Origin of the sequence: Bifidobacterium magnum (genome assembly GCF_000741255.1) — a bacterium.
Classification (GTDB): Bacteria; Actinomycetota; Actinomycetes; order Actinomycetales; family Bifidobacteriaceae; genus Bifidobacterium; species Bifidobacterium magnum.
Map to the genome: position 1 here is coordinate 53,780 of NZ_JGZB01000013.1, position 17,882 is coordinate 71,661.

A 17,882-nucleotide genomic window follows, 5' to 3' on the forward strand; every position below is an offset into this window, starting at 1 on the left:
CACGTCAGGTGTCCATCCCGCCCCTTCTTATATTTTCATATGTCTGGTGCGGCGAGCGCCGCCGGGGCGCTGCCGCTTATTCGGCACTTCTTTACTTCTTGTTGGCCGGTTGCTTCTTTGCCGGCTGTTGCTTTTGCGCAGGCTTCGCCGCTTCGGGGGCCGGGAAGTGGTTGTCGACGAAGGTGTCCACCGTGGTCCAGTAGCGCTGCGGCTCGGTGAGCACTTCGAACACGTGGGCCGCGCCGGGGATCACGAGTTCGTGCTTGTCCGTGGACGGGCACGCCTCATACAAGTGCTTGATGGAATCCTTGGGCACGACCTTGTCGTCCGCGCCCTGCAGGAACAGGATCGGCAGCGTGATGCGGCCCACGGCGTCCATGGTGGAAATGTCCTTGAACGAGAATCCCTGCACCATGCGGTTGATCACGTCCACGCCGGCGACAAGCGCCTTGGCAAGAGGTCGCGGCAGGTGCGTGTTGCGCTCGGTGGATCCGATCATTTCCTCATAAGGGGAGTCGAACGCGCTGTCGCACAGGATGGCCTTGACGTTGCTCGGCATGGGATTGTCTCCGGCAGCGAGGATGACGGTGGATCCGCCCATCGAGGTGCCGTCGAGCAGGATTTGCGCTTGCGGGTCCTGCTTGACGATGTAGTTGATCCACGCGACCGTGTCGATGCTTTCAGTGCGCGTCATGCCCGTGTAGCGTCCCTTATGCAGGCCGTCGCCGCTCAGGGAGGGGACAAGGATTGTGAACCCGCGCATCGCGAAGTGGTAGGCCCATGGCTGCATTTCCGTGGGGTTGCCCATGTAGCCGTGGGTGCACAGGACGTATTGGTGCGGGCGCGGCGTGGAATCGAACGGCTCGAACTTCCAGGCGTGCAGCATGCCGCCTTCGGGCGCGTCCGTGTAGACGGCCTGCTTCTGGTTTTGGAACCATGCGGCGGCTTCCGTAGTGAAGTCGCTTGGCGTCTCCATGCTTTTGAACCGTCCGCTGTTCCTCATGGCGAATACGGAGACGGGGGATTTGGTGTCGATGGTGAACTGGAAGGCGAAGGCCGAGGCGAGCGCGTACGCGCCGGCGCAAGCCCCGAGCGTGATCGCCGTTTTCTTGAGGATGCCGCCTGCGGTGGGACGTCAGGCGCGGTGCTGTGTGGTCATGATGGTCCGCTTTCTGTTGGATGTATTGCCTATGGTTCCATTGTTCCCGTTTTTCATTGCCGCGCACCGTCTTCTCTTGCAGCAATAATATTGGCGAACATGTCGCGGCGGCGTGTTGTTCGGGGCCTACGGTATGGTGAAAAAGTTGCTTTGGCGAGGGAGCGTATGCTCCGTTATCGACTCGGCGCGAAAATTCGCTCCTTGCGTGGGCGTCTTTTGGCTCGATGAAGCGTCAAAATGCACATAGACAAGGAGAAAAATATTATGGCTAACAAGGCTATTGTTCTTGAAGGCGAACTGCGCACGCAGTTCGGTAAGGGTCCGGCTCGCCGCATGCGCGTGGCCAAGGAAATTCCGGCAACCGTGTACGCGGGCGGCGACCAGCCGACGTACCTGAAGCTGCCGATGAAGGAAACCACGCTGGCTCTGCGTCACACGAACGCGCTGATCACGCTGAAGTTCGACGGCCAGTCCAAGACGGCTGTTGTCAAGGACGTGCAGACCAACCCGGTCAAGCGCATCGTGGAGCACGTGGACTTCTACGAAGTCAAGGCCGGCGAAAAGATTGACGTCGAGGTGCCAGTGTTCGTTACAGGTACCCCGAAGGGTGCTGCTATCGCATTCGTCGATATGCAGGAGATCAAGGTTCGCGCCGATGTCGCCAACCTGCCTGAGCGCCTTGAAGTGTCCGTGGACGGCCTGACCGATGGCGATCGCGTCCTGCTTAAGGATCTGGTCATGCCAGAAGGCGTACAACTCGACGCTACGGATCTGGAAGAACCGGTTGTTTCCGTCACGGTTCCGGAAGATGCTACGGTTGAAGCAGAAGAAGCTGCTGCTCCAGCTGCTGAGCCTGAGGCTGAGTGATTCGCGCCTGACGATCGTATTGGAGGGATCCGCCCTGTGGCGGGTCCCTTTTTTCATATGTTCCCCGACCATGCGGTGCGAGAAAAGAAGATAAGAGGCGGAAGAAGAAAGATAAGAGTACGGGAGAAGGAAGATAACAGGCGTGCCACCGGATGACCAAAAAATTGTCCGCGATGTGGTCATCGTCTTTTGCGATGCGAACACGTGTGGGACAGTGATGCGGTGTAAAGGCATGTGGCAACAAGGAGATCCGCGTATGACTCATCATGATCCCGCCGCGCTCGACGCGCTGGCCGCGCAATTCACCGTTCTCGACAATCCCTCCCCGGCGAGTGACGCCAAGCGTGCCGAACTGATCGACAAGCCGGCGTTCGGCGAAGTGTTTTCCGACAACATGGCACGTATGACATGGCACAAGGAAGGGGGATGGTCGGACCGCCGCATTGAACCGTATGCGCCGCTGCAGCTGGATCCGGGCGCCTCGGTGCTCCATTATGCGCAGGAAATTTTCGAAGGGTTGAAGGCCTACCGCCATGCCGACGGTTCCACATGGCTGTTCCGCCCCGACGCGAACGCGCAGCGTTTCCAAGATTCCGCGCGCCGCCTGTACCTGCCCGTGCTGCCCATCGACGACTTCCTCGGCTCGGTGGCGGCCCTTGTCCAGCAGGACATCCAGTGGGTTCCGGGACGACGCGAATACACGCTGTACTTGCGCCCGTTCATGTTCGCCTCCGAATCTTTCCTAGGCGTGCGCGCACCGAACAAGGTGGACTATTGTGTGATCGCCTCCCCGTCGGGCCCGTACTTCCCGGGCGAGATCAAGCCCGTGAGCATCTGGGTGGAGACCACGTACTTCCGCACAGGCCCAGGAGGCACGGGATTCGCCAAGTGCGGCGGCAACTACGCGGCGTCGCTGGTGGGTGAGTACCGCGGCGTGGAACAGGGGTGTGAGCAGGTGTGCTTCGTGGACGCCGCCACCAAGACGTACCTGGAGGAGCTCGGCGGCATGAACATGATGGTCGTCCACCGCGACGGCCATGTGGAAACGCCGAGCCTGACGGGCAACATCCTGCCGGGCGTCACGCGCCGTTCGCTCATCCAGCTCATGCGCGACGAGGGTCGCGACGTGGTGGAGACGATGATCGTGCTTGACGAGCTGCTCGAACAGATCGCCTCGGGCGAGGTGACCGAAGTGTTCGCGTGCGGCACCGCCGCCATCGTCACGCCGATCGGCCGCTTCAAGTCGGAAGACTTCGACGTGACCGTGGGGGACGGGGCGCCGGGCAAGCTGACCATGGCGCTGCGCAACAAGCTGCTGGGCATCCAGATGGGCGAGATCGAGGATCCGCACGACTGGATGTGGCGTGTGAACTGACCGCGCGTCGTCAGTAATCGCAACGGTTCCGGGCCGGTTGGTTCCGGGACCGTTTCATTGTGGGCGCGATCAGTTGGCACGGTTCCCTATACTTTCCAAGGTTGGGTTCATTGCATACGAATCGTCGGAAAGGCGGGGACATGGGGATTGCTCTTCAGACCAGCCCATTCTTCCAATTGATCGAATACCTGGCCGTGTTCTTCTGCGGTATCGGCGGGGGAATGGCGGCCATCCGCAAACAGTTCGACCTGTTGACCATCGTGATCACGTCCTGGCTGACGGCCTTGGGCGGCGGCATGATCCGCGACGTGTTTCTGGGGGCGTTGCCGCCCGTGGGCGTGTCGAATATCGGATTCGTGCTCACGGCTCTGGTGTCGGGACTGATCGTCGCGGTGATCCACCCCGAAGTGCACAAGCTCAAATGGACGATGCTCACGCTCGACGCGCTCGCACTGGCACTGTTCGCCGTCAACGGCACGAGCAAGGCCCTCATGTACAACACGTCGGGCATGACGGCCGTGTTCCTGGGAACCTTCACGGCCATGGGCGGCGGCCTGATCCGCGACATCCTGCTCAACGAGGTGCCGCAGGTGATCAAGGACCGCCACTGGTATATCGTGCCCGCCGTGGTCGGATCCATCCTCACCGTCGTGGTCTGGCAGATGGAACAGCAAAAACACATCACGTTCCAAATGGAATTCATCCTAGACGTGGCCATCGTGGTACTTGTGGTCCTGCTGCGTCTGGCGTCCGTCAAATTCGACATCCAGGTGCCGGGCGCTGTGCAGCGTACGCGCGCGCACCTGCCCTCGGGCCGGTTTGTGCGCCACGTGGTGCACCGTGCGCGACTGGACGGCGAAAAGCTTGAAGAGAAGGTGGACGCGCGTGCCGGCGATTCCAGCTCTGCGGCGCAAAACGCGGGAAGCGCACAGGACGCTGGCAAGCAGTAACAAAAAGACGTGCCGCCATGTGCGGCGCCGCCGAGAGAAGAAACAGGAAGCCCGGAACGCGATGGGGGTCGCGTTCCGGGCTTCCTTATATATGCGCCATATGCCGGTATGATGATTCTCATGGACACCATTGCCACCAGCACTTCGCCAAATCAGCTTCCGAAAGCGGAATTCGGGTTTCCCGGCCCCCCCCCTGCGGGACGCATTGGTCGGACTGATTCTTAACGGCACAAAAACGGCGACCGCCACACTGTTGCAGGAATATCTGGATGAAGGCGAACTGCTGCCGAAAATCGGCGCACGAAGCATACTGGTCGATTCAAACGATCAGGATGTGGCGATACTGTCCACCACCGACGTGGAAGTCGTCCGGCTGGGAGACATCGGCGACCGTCAGGCCATTGACGAAGGCGAGGGTGACGTTACGGTCTTAGATTGCGCAAGCGCCATGAAGATTTCTGGGACTCCTCGGAATACCGTCAGGAATGTCGGGACCCCGACTTTGCAATTACCGATGATACGCTTGTCGTGCTTGAGCATTCCGCAGTGACGGAGCATCTCGCGGCGGAATGCAGGACGGATTGAGCTCGCGAAAGCGAGATGGTTTTCCATGGGACTTGACGGCGTAGTGCAATGCAATTGCTGGAGAGACCATACCGCCAGCACACCTCCCACCGGATGGGACGACATTTATTGCGACACTGATGGATGGATTTCTAGTCGTCGTATTGATCAAGCGTGGCAAGAATCCGATTCCCACGATGTCTTCCGCAAACGGTTTGGCATGCTTGAGGACGCCATAGAGGAATGGCGGGCGCATGGGTGCACGCATGAGGATATGGAATATTGCAGCGAATGGATTTCCAATTGGGCCGGTGTGGCGCATTTCCGCTCATTGATTGCCCAGATGGGCGGCACGGACCGTTTCCAAACGCTTGCGCAGATGTTCCCTGATGGCAACGGCGGAATTTTTCCTGCGCGTATGGCCTCGTCCGCCTTGTCCGACCTTGACATCTTCGATGCCGAATATCCGCTCCAATGATTTCACACAATGCATCTGGGGGCCGGCCGTCCCGATGGACTATGCGGAACTATGCATGTGGGAATGTGGTCCGAAAGGGTCCTTGTACGACAACGTGACCGGGCAGAGCATCACCATCTATGATCCTATCGGCATCAGTGATGATGAGTTGGCGAATATTGCTCATACGGGTTCTTCGCAAGAACAGCATTTTGTCGTAACTTTTGAGCCTGCGCCCGGCTGTCTGGAATACTATCCCGCGCAACGGTTGCGAAAACTGTTGGAAGCGTCCGTTGTGACCGGCAATCCGATCATCTGGTGCTGAGGTCGCCAACTGCCAATTACGGATTGTAAGCCGCGGCTCGATAGCAAGTAAATATAGATACGGGAGCAAAGCTTGAAAAAGCGTTGCTCCCGATATTGTGTTCAGCGTTCGCTTTTCTGGGCGGCGCGGATCTTGTCCTTCGTGTCCTTGTCAGTCGCCTCTCCCGTGGACAGCGCGGCGATGAACGCCTCTTGCGGGACTTCCACGTGGCCGAGCATCTTCATGCGCTTCTTGCCGGCCTTCTGCTTTTCGAGCAGCTTGCGCTTTCGCGTGATGTCGCCGCCATAGCATTTGGCGAGCACGTCCTTGCGCAGGGCGCGGATGTTCTCGCGCGCGATGATGCGTGAGCCGATGGCCGCCTGGATCGGGATTTCGAACTGCTGGCGCGGGATGAGCTCGCGCAGCTTCTTCGTCATCATCACGCCGTAGCTGTACGCCTTGTCGCGGTGCACGATGGCGGAGAACGCGTCTACCTTCTCGCCCTGGATGAGGATGTCGACCTTGACGAGGTCGGCGGCCTGTTCGCCGTCCTCATGGTAGTCGAGGGACGCGTAGCCCTTTGTACGGCTCTTGAGCTGGTCGAAGAAGTCGAACACGATTTCCGCCAGTGGGATGCGGTAGTGCATTTCCACGCGTTCGGTGGAAATGTATTCCATCGTGCCCATCACGCCGCGGTGGTCTTGGCACAAGTCCATGACCGCGCCGATGAACTCCTTGGGCGTGATGATGTCGGCCGCGACCATCGGCTCCACGATTTTCTTGATCTTGCCTTCCGGGAATTCGCTCGGGTTCGTGACGCGGTGCACGGAACCGTCCTCGCTCGTCACTTCATACGGCACGTTCGGGGCCGTGGAGATCAGGTCGAGGCCGAACTCGCGTTCGAGTCGTTCGGAGACGATTTCCATGTGCAGCAGTCCCAGGAAGCCGCAGCGGAATCCGAATCCCAATGCCACGGAGGTTTCCGGCTCGTAGATCAGGGCCGCGTCGTTGAGCTTGAGCTTGTCGAGCGCGTCGCGCAATTCCGGGAACTGCGCGTTGTCGATGGGGAACAGGCCCGCGTACACCATGGGCTGCGGATCGCGGTAGCCGGGCAGCGCCTCCGAGGCCGGGTGTGCGGCCGACGTGATCGTGTCGCCCACCTTGGACTGGCTCACGTCCTTGGCGCCCGTGATCACATAGCCGACCTCGCCCGCTCCCAGCGCCTTCGTGGGCATCATGTCGGGGAAGATCACGCCGATTTCGATCGGGTCGTGCTGCATGCCGATACCCATCATTTCCAGCTTCTCACGGCTCTTGAGTTCGCCGTCGACCATACGGATGTACGTGACGATGCCGCGGTAGGAGTCATAGACGGAGTCGAAAATCAGGGCGCGCGCGTCCGCGTCCGGGTCGCCGTGCGGCGCGGGAATGTCGGTGACGATGCGGTCGAGCAGCTCGGTCACGCCTTCGCCCGTCTTTCCGGACACGCGCAGCACGTCGGACGGGTCGCATCCGATCAGGCCCGCGATTTCCTCGGCGTGCTTGTCCGGTTCGGCGCTCGGCAAGTCGATTTTGTTGAGCACCGGAATGATTTCGAGATCATGGTCGATGGCCATGTACAGGTTGCTTAGCGTCTGCGCCTCGATGCCCTGCGTGGCGTCCACGAGCAGCACCGCGCCCTCGCAGGCGGCCAGCGCGCGCGACACCTCGTAGGTGAAATCCACGTGTCCCGGGGTGTCGATCATGCCGAGCGTGTATTCGATGCCGTCGAACGTCCACGGCACGCGCACGGCCTGGGACTTGATCGTGATGCCGCGTTCCTGCTCGATGTCCATGCGGTCGAGGAAACGGTCGCGCATCTCGCGTTCGGGCACAATGCCGCTCAGCTGCAAAATACGGTCCGCCACGGTCGATTTGCCGTGGTCGATATGGGCGATAATACAAAAGTTGCGAATCAGCGACTGGTCGGTGTATCCGGGCTGATTGTGCTGCTTGCTCACGCATCCTCCTCTAAACGCTTGGTACCGCGACGATTCTAGCCGCCACTCTTGGCAAACGGGGCCGCGGGCCGGTCGCGGCACGCCATCGTGCGGCGCGAGGAATACTCCGGTAATTTATCCGCGCACTATGCTAACATCTTTCGCTGTATGTCCTAAAGTGAACAGTCGTTTGGAGAATACATAGTGGCAAACATCAAGTCGCAGAAGAAGCGCGTGCTGACCAACGCAAAGGCACATATGCGCAACGTTGCAGTGAAGTCCGCGCTGAAGACCGCGGTGCGTCACACCCGTGAAGCTATCGAAGCTGGCGATAAGGCTCTGGCCCAGGAGAAGTACCAGGTCGCTGCCCGTCTGCTCGACAAGGCTGCCAGCAAGGGCGTTATCCACAAGAACCAGGCCGCGAACCGCAAGTCCGGACTGGCTCTGAAGATCAACGCGATGTGATCAATATAATTTGTTGAAAACCCTTGGAACGCCGGGATGTCCCGACGGGCCAAGGGTTTTTCTTGTATGGGGCGCGGCCTAGTCTTCGTCTTCGCCGTCCGCCTTGCGCGCCTCCATGGCCTCCATGAGCTTTTGGTCGCGCATGGCGACGCGCCGCTCGCCCTCGGGGCCCGTCCAATCGTAGAATCCGTGTCCCTTCTTGCGCCCCAGGTCGCCGCGCTCCACCATGTCCGCGAGCAGCGGGTCGGTGCCCGTGTTCGCCGAAATCGCCGCGTTCAAATATTGCGAAACGTTGAAGAACACGTCGAGGCCTCCCAGGTCGGCGCTGGCCAGCGGCCCAAGGATGCTCCAGCGCAACCCCAGGCTGTTTTCCATGACGGTGTCGACCGTTTGCGCGTCGGCGATTCCTTCGCGCACGATGTTCGTGGCCTCGCGCAACAGCGCGCACTGCAGGCGGTTGCCCACAAACCCGTACGCTTCGCGCGCCAGCTGCGCGGGCTTCTTGCCGATCGCCGCCATCAGGCGCGTGGTGGTTTCCGCCACCGCCGGGTCCGTGGCCTCCCCGGGCACCACTTCCACCAGCGGCATGAGCTGGGCGGGATTCCAGAAATGCGCCACCACGAACCGCTCGGGCCTCTCAAGGGCCTGCTGGATGGCCGTGGGGGACAGGCCCGACGTGTTTGTGGCGAAAATGGCGTCCGCCTTGGCGTGCTGTTCGATATGCGCCCAGACGGTTTTCTTCACCTGGAGGTTCTCGACAATGGATTCGATGATGAAATCCGCGTCCTCCACGCCTTGGCGCAAATCGTAGGTGGGATGGATGCGCGCAAGCGTCCCCTCCACGTCGCCGCCGGGCAGCAGGCCGTGTTCGGCCAGTTCGCGCGCCTCGGCGCGTGTGCGGTCCATCGCTTCGCGAAGGTCGAGCGAGCCCGTTTCCACCAGCGCCACCTCGTAGCCGTGCATTGCGAACTGGAGGGCGATGGCGTGTCCCATGGTGCCGGCCCCGATATTGGCGACATGCGTGATGTTTTCCAACGAATAGGCCATAATATTGCTCCTTTGCAACCAGAATGACGCGATTGTGGTTCGCATTCTACGCGTCCCGGGCCGGGCGCGCGCAAAAACGCCACCATCCGCAAGCTTCGGCGCGGATGTTACGGTAGAACGAGCGAAACGACGGATCGGGAGGCGCCCAATTGTTCGAAGTGTATGTCCATGTGCCATTTTGCATGCGCCGGTGCGGCTACTGCGATTTCAACACGTACACGGCCACGGACCTCGGCGGCGGGGCGTCGCGCACCAACTACGCGAACCTCGCTATCCGCGACATGTGCCTTACGCGCGCCTGGCAGGAGGCGCACGGCGTGCACGAGCCGGCCGCCTCAAGCGTCTTTTTCGGGGGAGGAACGCCGACGCTGCTGCCCGCAAGCGACCTGGCGCGCATGCTCCAAGCCGTCCGCGACACGTGGGGAGTCGCTCCCGGGGCGGAAATCACCACGGAAGCCAACCCCGACACCTTGGACGACGCGTACGTGGCCGAACTGGCCGACGCGGGCTTCACGCGCATCTCGTTCGGCATGCAGTCGGCCGTGCCCCATGTCTTGCGCACGCTGGATCGCACGCACACGCCGTCCAACGTGGAAGCCGGCGTGCGCGCCGCCGACCGGCACGGGTTGCGCTCCAGCGTCGACCTGATCTACGGGGCGCCCGGGGAAAGCCTCGAGGACTGGACCACCTCCGTGCGCACGGCCATAGGCCTGGGCGTCAACCACGTGTCCGCGTACGCGCTCACCGTCGAACCGGAAACGAAAATGGGACGCAAGATCGCCGCGGGAACGCTGCCCAAGCCCGACGACGATGACGAGGCCGCCAAATACGAGATCGCCGACCGGCTCCTGTCCGAAGCGGGATTCCAATGGTATGAAGTGAGCAACTGGGCCCGGCCGGGCATGAATCGCGCCACAATCTCGGCTACTGGCGCAACGTGGACTGGGCCGGCATCGGCCCGGGCGCGCACTCCCACTACAACGCCGCGCTCGCACCAGCCGGGACACCACACACCGACGGATTCCGCGCCACGGGCGCGACGCCGGGGGGAGCCCGTCGAACCGGCAGGCGACACCACAACCGCCGCAGTGCGGTCCTGGGAAATCGCGCACCCCAAACGGTGGGCGCAAGCCATGGAACTGGGCCGCGTCCCCTGGCAAGACAGCGAAACGATCAACCCGACCGAAGCCGGAGAAGAGGAACTCCTGCTGGGACTGCGCCTGCGCGACGGATTCGACACCACGGCGCTCGCCGGCGCCATTCCGGAAAGCGCGTGGAGCGAACTGGAAAAGGAAGGCCTGATCCGGATGGAAGGGGAGCGCGCCGTGCCCACCTTGCGCGGCAGGCTCCTGAACGACACGATCATCACGCGCCTCATGCAATACGTGTAGCTGCTTGTCTTACACGGGCGTAACCGGGCGCGATCCGTTAGAATACTTGCCAACGGCCAAGACGCCGTAGGAAAGTGAAGGATCTTATGGAAACGTTTGTATTGCGCAACGGCGTGCAAGTACCGGCCGTCGGCTTCGGCACGTGGCAGACTCCCGACGGGGCGACCGCGGTGGACACGGTCAAAGAGGCGATCAAGGACGGCTACCGCCATATCGATACGGCCGCCGCATACGACAATGAGGAAAGCGTGGGCCGCGGCGTGCGCGAAAGCGGCGTGGACCGCGGCGAACTGTTCCTGACCACCAAGGCGTGGAACGGGGCTCGCGGCTACGAGTCGACGCTCAACGCGTTCGAGGAGTCGTGCGCCAAGCTGGGCGTGGACTACGTGGACCTGTACCTGATGCACTGGCCGGCCAACGCCAAGCAGTTCGGCGAAGACGCCGACCGCATCAACCTCGACACGTGGCGCGCCATGACGGAGCTGTACCATACGGGCAAGGTGCGCGCCATCGGCGTGTGCAACTTCCTGCCCAAGCATCTGGGCCCGCTTATGGACACCGAAATCCCGCCCATGGTCGACCAGATCGAATTCCATCCCGGCGTCACCTGGCCGCAAACCGTGGAATTCTGCAACGCGCACCACATCCAAGTCGAAGCGTGGAGCCCGCTGGGCAGCGGACGCGTCCTGAACGACCCGCGCCTGGAAAAGATCGCCGCCAAGTATGGCAAGTCCGTGGCGCAGCTGTGCATCCGCTGGTGCCTGCAGCACGACGCGCTGCCGCTGCCCAAGTCGGTCACGCCCGCGCGCATCGCCGCCAACCTCGACGTGTTCGACTTCGACATCTCCCAGGCGGACATGGACGCGATCGACTCGATGGAACCGTTCGGCTTCTCGGGCAACCATCCGGACGAAGTGGACTTTTAACGCTTCGCCCGCCGCGCACAATCCCGCATGCGGGGCGCGCGTGGGCGAAGATGGAATCACGCAGAAAGGAAATACTATGGCAGTATTAACGCAAGACATGCAGGAATTCGTGGACGCCAACCTGTGCTGGGTGGCCACCCAAAGCCTCGACGGGGTGCTCGGACTGGGCCCGAAGATGTCCATGTACGTGCTCGACGAGACGCACCTGGCCTACCATGAGCGCACGGCCGGCCAGACCTACCGCAACCTCGAGGACGGTTCGCCGCTCGTGGTGGCCTGCGCCAACCTGGCCGAAAAGACGGGCTACCGTTTCCGCGGCAACGTCACCTTGCACACCGACGACGAGCTCTACAAGGAGCAGGTGGCCGTGGCCGAAGCCAATGGCACGAAGGTTCCCGCGTGCATCGTGGTGCTCGAGGTGACCGCGATCGAGGACCTGACCGGCGGCGCCAAGGCCGGCACCACCATCGCCAAGGACTGACCTCCGGCACCTGAAACCTCGGGCCAAAGCGAATTCGACAACGGGGATATCCTGCGGGACGTCCCCGTTGTTTTGTCGTACCCGGTGCGTTACCATGGCCTACTGGTTCGGATGAAGCCGCGCGTCGCCGCGACCAGATCGTGGACGGTGACGGACCCGCTCTATTTCCAGTCATGCGGCTAGCCGGACCGATCTTAATTATTAAGAGACGACGAGAGGCGGGTGAAAGTCATGCTGCGCATGTTCACGACAATCAACGGACAAGTGGAACAGATCAGTGCACCGGAAAACGGTTCCTGGCTGTCCCTCGCGGACCCCACCGACGTGGAGCTGGCCACCGTGGCGCAAGAAACGGGCGTGGACCTGGCCGACCTGCGCGCACCCCTCGACGACGAGGAACGCTCCCGCGTGGACGTGGAAGAGGACTACACGATGATCATCGTGGACATCCCTACCGTCGAACAGCGCTCGGGACGCGACTGGTACGAGACGATCCCGCTGTCGATCATCATCACGCAGAACATGATCATCACCGTGTGCATGCAGGACACCCCCGTGCTCCACCCGTTCATGGAAGGCACCATCCGAGGCTTCAACACATTCATGCGCTCGCGGTTCATCCTGCAAATCCTGTACCGCAACGCCACCATGTACCTGCGCTACCTGCGCATCATCGACCGCGAAACCGACAAACTGGAACTGCGGCTGCGCCACGCCATGCAAAACCAGGAAATCATCATGCTCATGGAACTGAGCAAAACGCTCGTGTACTTCACGACCTCGCTCAAATCGAACGAAATCGTGATGGAAAAGCTCATGACGCTTTCCAGGATCAAGCAGTACCCGGAAGACGAGGACCTGCTCGAAGACGTCATCACCGAAAACAAGCAGGCCATCGAGATGGCCAACATCTACAGCGGCGTCCTTTCCAACATGACCGACGCGTTCGGGTCGATCGTGTCCAACAACCTGAACAACGTGATGCGCATCTTCACCATCATCTCCATCACGCTTTCGATCCCCACGCTCATCTTCTCCATGTACGGCATGAACTTCCAGGACGGCATGCAGGGCATGCCGCTGTCCGACTCGCGATGGGGATTCATCGTCATCATCGCCATCTCGCTCGTCCTGTCCGCCATCGTCACGTGGTTCCTGACCCGTTCACGACTGTTCAAATAAACCCAGACCGGAGGCAACCATGACCCGCGCACGCCGAACCCGCAGCATCCTCGCGCTCCTATGCGCCTTGGGAACGCTGGGCGCGGGCGGATGCGGCACCTCCATTTCCGTAGTCACCCAAGGCCAGCCCGACGGGCCCGTCATCAAAATCGGCGTGCCCGTCGACGAGCCGTCCATGGGATGGCTGCACAACAACACGCACCAGGGCTTCGACGTGGACGTCGCCAACTACGTGGCCGACTATCTCGGATACGGGGAACACCAGATCGAATACGTGGCCGCCAACGCGGCCAGCGCCGGACGCCTGCTCGCCGACGGCGCCATAGAAATGGCGTTCGTGGCCATGCCCGTCAACCCCGGCAACGACGGCCCGCTGTTCGCCGGACCCTACCTCGCCTCAGCCAACGGCGTCATGGTGCGCGACGACGAACGCGACACCACCGGCTCTCCCCGCCTCTCTCGACGGCAAAACCGTATGCACCGTCCCCGGCACCGACGCCCAGGCGGCGCTCGCCGACGTGGCCAAAGGCGCGCGCGTGCGCGAAGAGCCGGGATACGACCGGTGCGTTTCCGCGCTGCTGACCGACGAGGTGGACGCGGTCGTGGCCGGCCGGCCCATCCTCGACGGCCTGGCCGAGGAAACGGGGCACGAATACGTGCACGTGGCGGACGCCTCGTTCGGCGTCCAGTCGTACGGCGTGGCCGTGGCGAAAGGTTCGACGACGCTCGCCGAGCAGGTCGACGACGCGTTGCGCCAAATGGTCAAGGACGGCTCCTGGGACGCGGCGGTACGCGACTTGGAAGCGTTTGGCGGCTACCGGGCGGACCGGGAGCTGTGCGCAAAGCGCATGCAATCCGTGACGGATCCGGCCCGGGGCTCACAGCAGTAGCGCGACGCGGCCGCGGCCACATACTGGTCGCGCAGATGGACCGGCCCGGGGGCACTGTCCGGTGGACTGCCGATAATCGTGCCTTATGAGTGACACTGAGAAGAGCGCGCAGACGCCCGCAAGCGAGGCGGGCGAGCCGTCGTTCCGCTACAACGCGGCGATGGCGCAACAGATCGAAGAAAAATGGCAGCGCACGTGGGACGACCAGGGAACCTTCTGGGCCGCCAACGTCAGCGGCGACCTGACGGACGGCAAGGGCCGTCACGCGGACGGACGCCCCTCCTATTTCGCCATGGACATGTTCCCGTACCCGTCGGGCAAGGGCCTGCACGTGGGCCATCCTCTAGGCTACCTGGCCACGGACGTGATGAGCCGCTACCACCGCATGAAGGGCGAGAACGTCCTGCACGCCATGGGCTATGACGCGTTCGGCCTGCCGGCCGAACAGTACGCCGTGCAGACGGGCCAGCATCCGCGCGTCACCACGGAACAGAACATCGCCAACATGCGCCGCCAGCTGCACCGCATGGGCCTGAGCTTCGACAACCGCCGTTCCTTCGCCACGATCGAACCCGGATACGTGCGCTGGACCCAGTGGATTTTCTCCCGCATTTACGACGCCTGGTACGATCCGGAAGCGAAGAACCCGTCCGGATCGCTGGGCTGCGCGCGCCCGATCAGCGAACTGGTGGACCAGTTCCGTTCCGGCGAGCGCCCGATTCCCGGCTTTGAGGGCCAGTCGTGGGACGCGCTGTCGGCCGCCGAGCAGTCCGACGTGCTCAACGAGTTCCGCCTCGCCTACATTTCCAAGTCGCCCGTCAACTGGTGCCCGGGCTTGGGCACGGTGCTCGCCAACGAGGAGGTGACCGCGGAAGGCAAGTCCGAACGCGGCAACTTCCCCGTCTTCCAGCGCGAGCTGCGCCAGTGGTCGATGCGCATCACCGCGTACGGCCACCGCCTGATCGAGGATCTGGCCGACATCGACTGGCCCGAGAAGGTCAAGCTCATGCAGCGCAACTGGATCGGCGAATCGCATGGCGCGTCCGTCCACTTCCGCGTGCCCACGGCCGCGGAAGACCAGGACATGGAAATCTACACGACGCGCCCCGATACGCTGTTCGGCACCACGTTCTGCGTGGTGAGCGTGGAGCATCCGCTGCTCGCGCACGTGCCGGACGCGTGGGAGGACGACGTGCCCGAACAGTGGCGCGGCGGATACGCGACGCCGCGCGAGGCCGTGGCCGCCTACCGCAAGATCGCCGAGGCGAAGAGCGCCAAGGACCGCGCCGACGACAACGGCGAGAAGACGGGCCTGTTCACGGGCCTGTACGCCGTCAACCCGATCACGGGCGCGAAGCTGCCGATTTTCACGGCCGACTATGTGCTCATGGACTACGGTACGGGCGCCATCATGGCCGTCCCGGGCGGCGACCAGCGCGACTACGATTTCGCGGTCAAGTTCGGCCTGCCCGTCATCTACACGGTCGCCCCGCTTCCCGAATCCGGCGATTCGCTCGACAATTACGTGGGCAAGGCCCCGTACACGTCGCATGACGGCGTGGTGATCAACTCGTCGGTGGACGCCACCGAGGCGCGCGGCGACGCGCTGTCGCTCGACGGCATGCGCGTGGACGACGCGCTGGCCGCCGCATGCACATGGCTCGAGGAGGCCGGCGTGGGCGAGGGCGCCACCAGCTACCGCCTGCGCGACTGGCTGTTCAGCCGCCAGCGCTACTGGGGCGAACCGTTCCCGATCGTGTACGGCGAGGACGGCGTCCCGCACCTGCTGCCCGACAGCCAGCTGCCGATCGCGCTGCCCGACGTGCCCGACTATTCCCCGAAGACGTTCGACCCGGACGCCGCGGACTCGAGCCCGGAAGCCCCGCTGAGCCGCAACGAGGACTGGGTCAAGGTCCGCATGGACCTGGGAGACGGCGAGCAGACGTACTACCGCGACACGAACACGATGCCGAACTGGGCGGGCTCGTGCTGGTACTACATGCGCTATCTCGACCCCACCGACACCGAGCGCATGGTGGAACGCGACGAATACGACTATTGGATGGGCCCCAAGGGCGACAAGGCCAAGGGCGTTTCGGGCGGCGTGGACCTGTACGTGGGCGGCGTCGAGCACGCCGTGCTGCACCTGCTGTACGCGCGCTTCTGGCACAAGGTGCTGTTCGACCTGGGCTACGTGGACTCGTGCGAACCGTTCCACAAGCTGTTCAACCAGGGCATGATCCAGGCGTACGCCTACACGGACGACCGCGGCCAGTACGTGCCGGCCGACGAAGTGTCCGAAGTGTCCGGTGGCACCGACCCGCAGTTCGAATGGAACGGCCAGCATGTCAACCGCGAGTTCGGCAAGATGGGCAAGAGCCTGAAGAACATCGTCACGCCCGACTACATGTATGAAAACTACGGCGCCGACACGTTCCGCCTCTACGAGATGAGCATGGGCCCGCTCGACGAGTCCCGCCCGTGGAACACGCGCAACGTGGTGGGCGGCATGCGTTTCCTGCAGCGCCTGTGGCGCAACGTGGTCGACGAGGCCACGGGCGAGGCGACCGTGTCCGACGAGGCTCCCGACGTCAAGACGCTCAAGCTCGTGAACAACACGATCGCGGACGTGACGGCCGAAATGGAAGGCATGCGCCCGAACACGGCCATCGCCAAGCTCATCGTGCTCAACAACCATTTGACGGGACTCGACCGCGTGCCCCGCGCCGCCATCGAACCGCTCGTGCTCATGGTTTCGCCGATCGCTCCGCACATCGCCGAAGAACTGTGGGCGCGCCTGGGACACGAGGAGTCCCTCGCGCACCATCCGTGGCCCGTCGCCGACGAACGCTACGTGGGACAGGATTCCGTGACTGCCGTGGTCCAGATCAAGGGCAAGGTGCGCGCCAAGCTGGAAGTGAGCCCCGACATCGACCCGGCCGAACTCGAACGCATGGCGCTCGAGGCCGTCGAATCGCGTCTGGGCGGCGTGCCGCCGCGCAAGGTGATCGTCAAGGCCCCCAAGATCGTTTCGATCGTACCGGGGGTGTGAACGACACACCCGTAACGCCACAACCCCGGCGTCAACAAGACGACATGCCCATAGCCGAGTAAAGCTATGGGCATGTCCCATATCAGAACGGATGCGCCCGCGCCCCCGCTCCCGCCCCGGGCGCTCCAAAACGCCTCCGGTCGCGCCGGCCTGGAAACGTTGCGCGGCGACGCCATGCGCGGCCTCATGGGGGATGGCGCGCACACGCCGCGTCGCCGCGCCCCCGCAAATCGGAGTGGAACCCAAGCATGCGCTCGCCGCGATTCTCGTGCTCGTGGTCGCCTTGGCGGCGAGCATAACGCTGCTGGTCCAGCAGTCCATCAATTTCACGGCGGCGCAAGCGTCCCTGTCGGTTGCCAATTCTTCATCTTCATCTTCTTCTTCATCTCCCTCCTCGATTTCGCCGCCGGCCGCGGACGATTCGCCGTCGCCTTCCGCGTCCGCGGCCCCATCCGCGCAAGGGGAAGCGTCCGGCTCGTCCGAGGCGCGCGCCGACGCGTCCCCGGCGCCCGTGAACATCAATACGGCCAGCCAGGAGGAGCTGGAAACCATCAAGGGCGTGGGCCCCGTGACGGCCGCGAACATTGTGGCCTATCGGGCGAGCGCCGGACCGTTCGCCAGCGTGGACGAGCTGGTGAACGTGGCGGGCATCGGCATGAAAACCGTGGAAAAACTGCGGCCCTACATTACGGTGGGTTAGCCGTGGACGGCACGCGTGACTGGCGCATGCTTCCCGCCGCGCTTGCATGCTGGGCCGTGGCGTGGCTGTCCTCGCATGTGGCGTCCCCGCACG

The 17,882-nt window shown here is 62.8% G+C and carries 17 protein-coding genes and 2 pseudogenes; 16 read left to right on the top strand and 3 right to left on the bottom strand.

The window, feature by feature from the left end; genetic code table 11:
• Positions 1-91 precede the first annotated feature (91 nt).
• Entirely contained in the window at positions 92-976 is an 885-nt protein-coding gene (locus tag BMAGN_RS07695) for an alpha/beta hydrolase (protein ID WP_022859515.1), read from the bottom strand.
• On the opposite strand from BMAGN_RS07695, the gene BMAGN_RS07700 reads away from it, so the two are divergent.
• The 7 genes from BMAGN_RS07700 to BMAGN_RS07730 all read left to right on the top strand — a co-directional run bounded on the left by BMAGN_RS07700 (position 975) and on the right by BMAGN_RS07730 (position 5,697).
• Positions 975-1,247: a hypothetical protein gene (locus tag BMAGN_RS07700; RefSeq protein ID WP_022859514.1), complete on the top strand. Its 273-nt coding sequence runs from the start codon at positions 975-977 to the stop codon at positions 1,245-1,247. The two genes, BMAGN_RS07695 and BMAGN_RS07700, sit on opposite strands and share 2 nt — an antisense overlap.
• Positions 1,248-1,423: 176 nt before the next feature.
• Positions 1,424-2,026: a 50S ribosomal protein L25/general stress protein Ctc gene (locus BMAGN_RS07705; RefSeq protein ID WP_022859513.1), complete on the top strand. Its 603-nt coding sequence runs from the start codon at positions 1,424-1,426 to the stop codon at positions 2,024-2,026.
• A gap of 256 nt (positions 2,027-2,282) precedes the next feature.
• A complete protein-coding gene (locus tag BMAGN_RS07710) occupies positions 2,283-3,401 on the top strand; it encodes a branched-chain amino acid aminotransferase (RefSeq protein WP_022859512.1) in 1,119 nt (372 codons plus the stop codon).
• 140 nt (positions 3,402-3,541) lie between these two features.
• A complete protein-coding gene (locus BMAGN_RS07715) occupies positions 3,542-4,351 on the top strand; it encodes a trimeric intracellular cation channel family protein (RefSeq protein ID WP_022859511.1) in 810 nt (269 codons plus the stop codon).
• Between the two features lie 205 nt (positions 4,352-4,556).
• Positions 4,557-4,901: an ASCH domain-containing protein gene (locus tag BMAGN_RS07720; RefSeq protein WP_238548786.1), complete on the top strand. Its 345-nt coding sequence runs from the start codon at positions 4,557-4,559 to the stop codon at positions 4,899-4,901.
• A 60-nt stretch (positions 4,902-4,961) separates the two neighbouring features.
• The gene (locus BMAGN_RS08390) at positions 4,962-5,393 is read left to right on the top strand and encodes a hypothetical protein (protein WP_026501944.1); all 432 of its coding nucleotides are present in this window, start codon (positions 4,962-4,964) and stop codon (positions 5,391-5,393) included.
• An 82-nt stretch (positions 5,394-5,475) separates the two neighbouring features.
• Complete coding sequence (locus tag BMAGN_RS07730; protein WP_152593234.1) at positions 5,476-5,697, top strand: hypothetical protein; 222 nt, start codon at positions 5,476-5,478, stop codon at positions 5,695-5,697.
• Positions 5,698-5,798: 101 nt separating this feature from the next.
• Here the strand turns inward: BMAGN_RS07730 and lepA are convergent, their stop codons facing one another.
• A complete protein-coding gene (gene lepA / locus BMAGN_RS07735; RefSeq protein ID WP_022859507.1) occupies positions 5,799-7,676 on the bottom strand; it encodes a translation elongation factor 4 in 1,878 nt (625 codons plus the stop codon).
• Positions 7,677-7,859: 183 nt separating this feature from the next.
• On the opposite strand from lepA, the gene rpsT reads away from it, so the two are divergent.
• On the top strand, positions 7,860-8,120 hold the full coding sequence (rpsT, locus tag BMAGN_RS07740; protein ID WP_022859506.1) for a 30S ribosomal protein S20: 261 nt from the start codon (positions 7,860-7,862) through the stop codon (positions 8,118-8,120).
• A gap of 78 nt (positions 8,121-8,198) precedes the next feature.
• Here the strand turns inward: rpsT and BMAGN_RS07745 are convergent, their stop codons facing one another.
• Entirely contained in the window at positions 8,199-9,167 is a 969-nt protein-coding gene (locus BMAGN_RS07745; protein ID WP_022859505.1) for a 3-hydroxyacyl-CoA dehydrogenase family protein, read from the bottom strand.
• Between the two features lie 149 nt (positions 9,168-9,316).
• Here BMAGN_RS07745 and hemW point away from each other — a divergent pair.
• From hemW to BMAGN_RS07780, 8 genes and pseudogenes are all read left to right on the top strand, one after another.
• Positions 9,317-10,558: pseudogene (gene hemW, locus BMAGN_RS07750) on the top strand (radical SAM family heme chaperone HemW).
• Between the two features lie 86 nt (positions 10,559-10,644).
• A complete protein-coding gene (locus tag BMAGN_RS07755; protein WP_022859503.1) occupies positions 10,645-11,484 on the top strand; it encodes an aldo/keto reductase in 840 nt (279 codons plus the stop codon).
• Between the two features lie 76 nt (positions 11,485-11,560).
• Entirely contained in the window at positions 11,561-11,965 is a 405-nt protein-coding gene (locus tag BMAGN_RS07760; RefSeq protein ID WP_022859502.1) for a pyridoxamine 5'-phosphate oxidase family protein, read from the top strand.
• 231 nt (positions 11,966-12,196) lie between these two features.
• Positions 12,197-13,147 carry a magnesium transporter CorA family protein gene (locus BMAGN_RS07765; RefSeq protein ID WP_022859501.1) on the top strand — a complete coding sequence of 317 codons (951 nt, stop codon included), beginning with the start codon at positions 12,197-12,199 and terminating at the stop codon, positions 13,145-13,147.
• Between the two features lie 19 nt (positions 13,148-13,166).
• Positions 13,167-13,613, top strand: a pseudogene (locus BMAGN_RS08780) (transporter substrate-binding domain-containing protein); the annotation flags it as partial.
• A gap of 52 nt (positions 13,614-13,665) precedes the next feature.
• Positions 13,666-14,037 (top strand): substrate-binding periplasmic protein, encoded by a 372-nt coding sequence (locus tag BMAGN_RS08630; protein ID WP_051892966.1) that lies wholly within the window; start codon positions 13,666-13,668, stop codon positions 14,035-14,037.
• 85 nt (positions 14,038-14,122) lie between these two features.
• The gene (leuS, locus tag BMAGN_RS07775; protein ID WP_022859499.1) at positions 14,123-17,089 is read left to right on the top strand and encodes a leucine--tRNA ligase; all 2,967 of its coding nucleotides are present in this window, start codon (positions 14,123-14,125) and stop codon (positions 17,087-17,089) included.
• Positions 17,090-17,282: 193 nt separating this feature from the next.
• Positions 17,283-17,789 (top strand): ComEA family DNA-binding protein, encoded by a 507-nt coding sequence (locus tag BMAGN_RS07780; protein ID WP_051892970.1) that lies wholly within the window; start codon positions 17,283-17,285, stop codon positions 17,787-17,789.
• Positions 17,790-17,882: the final 93 nt, after the last annotated feature.

Coding starts and splice junctions, on each gene's coding strand:
- BMAGN_RS07765 (WP_022859501.1), top strand. CDS start 12,197: ATGCTGCGCATGTTCACGACAATCAACGGACAAGTGGAACAGATCAGT.
- leuS (WP_022859499.1), top strand. CDS start 14,123: ATGAGTGACACTGAGAAGAGCGCGCAGACGCCCGCAAGCGAGGCGGGC.
- BMAGN_RS07780 (WP_051892970.1), top strand. CDS start 17,283: ATGGCGCGCACACGCCGCGTCGCCGCGCCCCCGCAAATCGGAGTGGAA.
- BMAGN_RS07695 (WP_022859515.1), bottom strand. CDS start 976: ATGGAGACGCCAAGCGACTTCACTACGGAAGCCGCCGCATGGTTCCAA.
- BMAGN_RS07710 (WP_022859512.1), top strand. CDS start 2,283: ATGACTCATCATGATCCCGCCGCGCTCGACGCGCTGGCCGCGCAATTC.
- BMAGN_RS07760 (WP_022859502.1), top strand. CDS start 11,561: ATGGCAGTATTAACGCAAGACATGCAGGAATTCGTGGACGCCAACCTG.
- BMAGN_RS07755 (WP_022859503.1), top strand. CDS start 10,645: ATGGAAACGTTTGTATTGCGCAACGGCGTGCAAGTACCGGCCGTCGGC.
- BMAGN_RS07705 (WP_022859513.1), top strand. CDS start 1,424: ATGGCTAACAAGGCTATTGTTCTTGAAGGCGAACTGCGCACGCAGTTC.
- BMAGN_RS08390 (WP_026501944.1), top strand. CDS start 4,962: ATGGGACTTGACGGCGTAGTGCAATGCAATTGCTGGAGAGACCATACC.
- BMAGN_RS07700 (WP_022859514.1), top strand. CDS start 975: ATGCTTTTGAACCGTCCGCTGTTCCTCATGGCGAATACGGAGACGGGG.
- BMAGN_RS07745 (WP_022859505.1), bottom strand. CDS start 9,167: ATGGCCTATTCGTTGGAAAACATCACGCATGTCGCCAATATCGGGGCC.
- BMAGN_RS07715 (WP_022859511.1), top strand. CDS start 3,542: ATGGGGATTGCTCTTCAGACCAGCCCATTCTTCCAATTGATCGAATAC.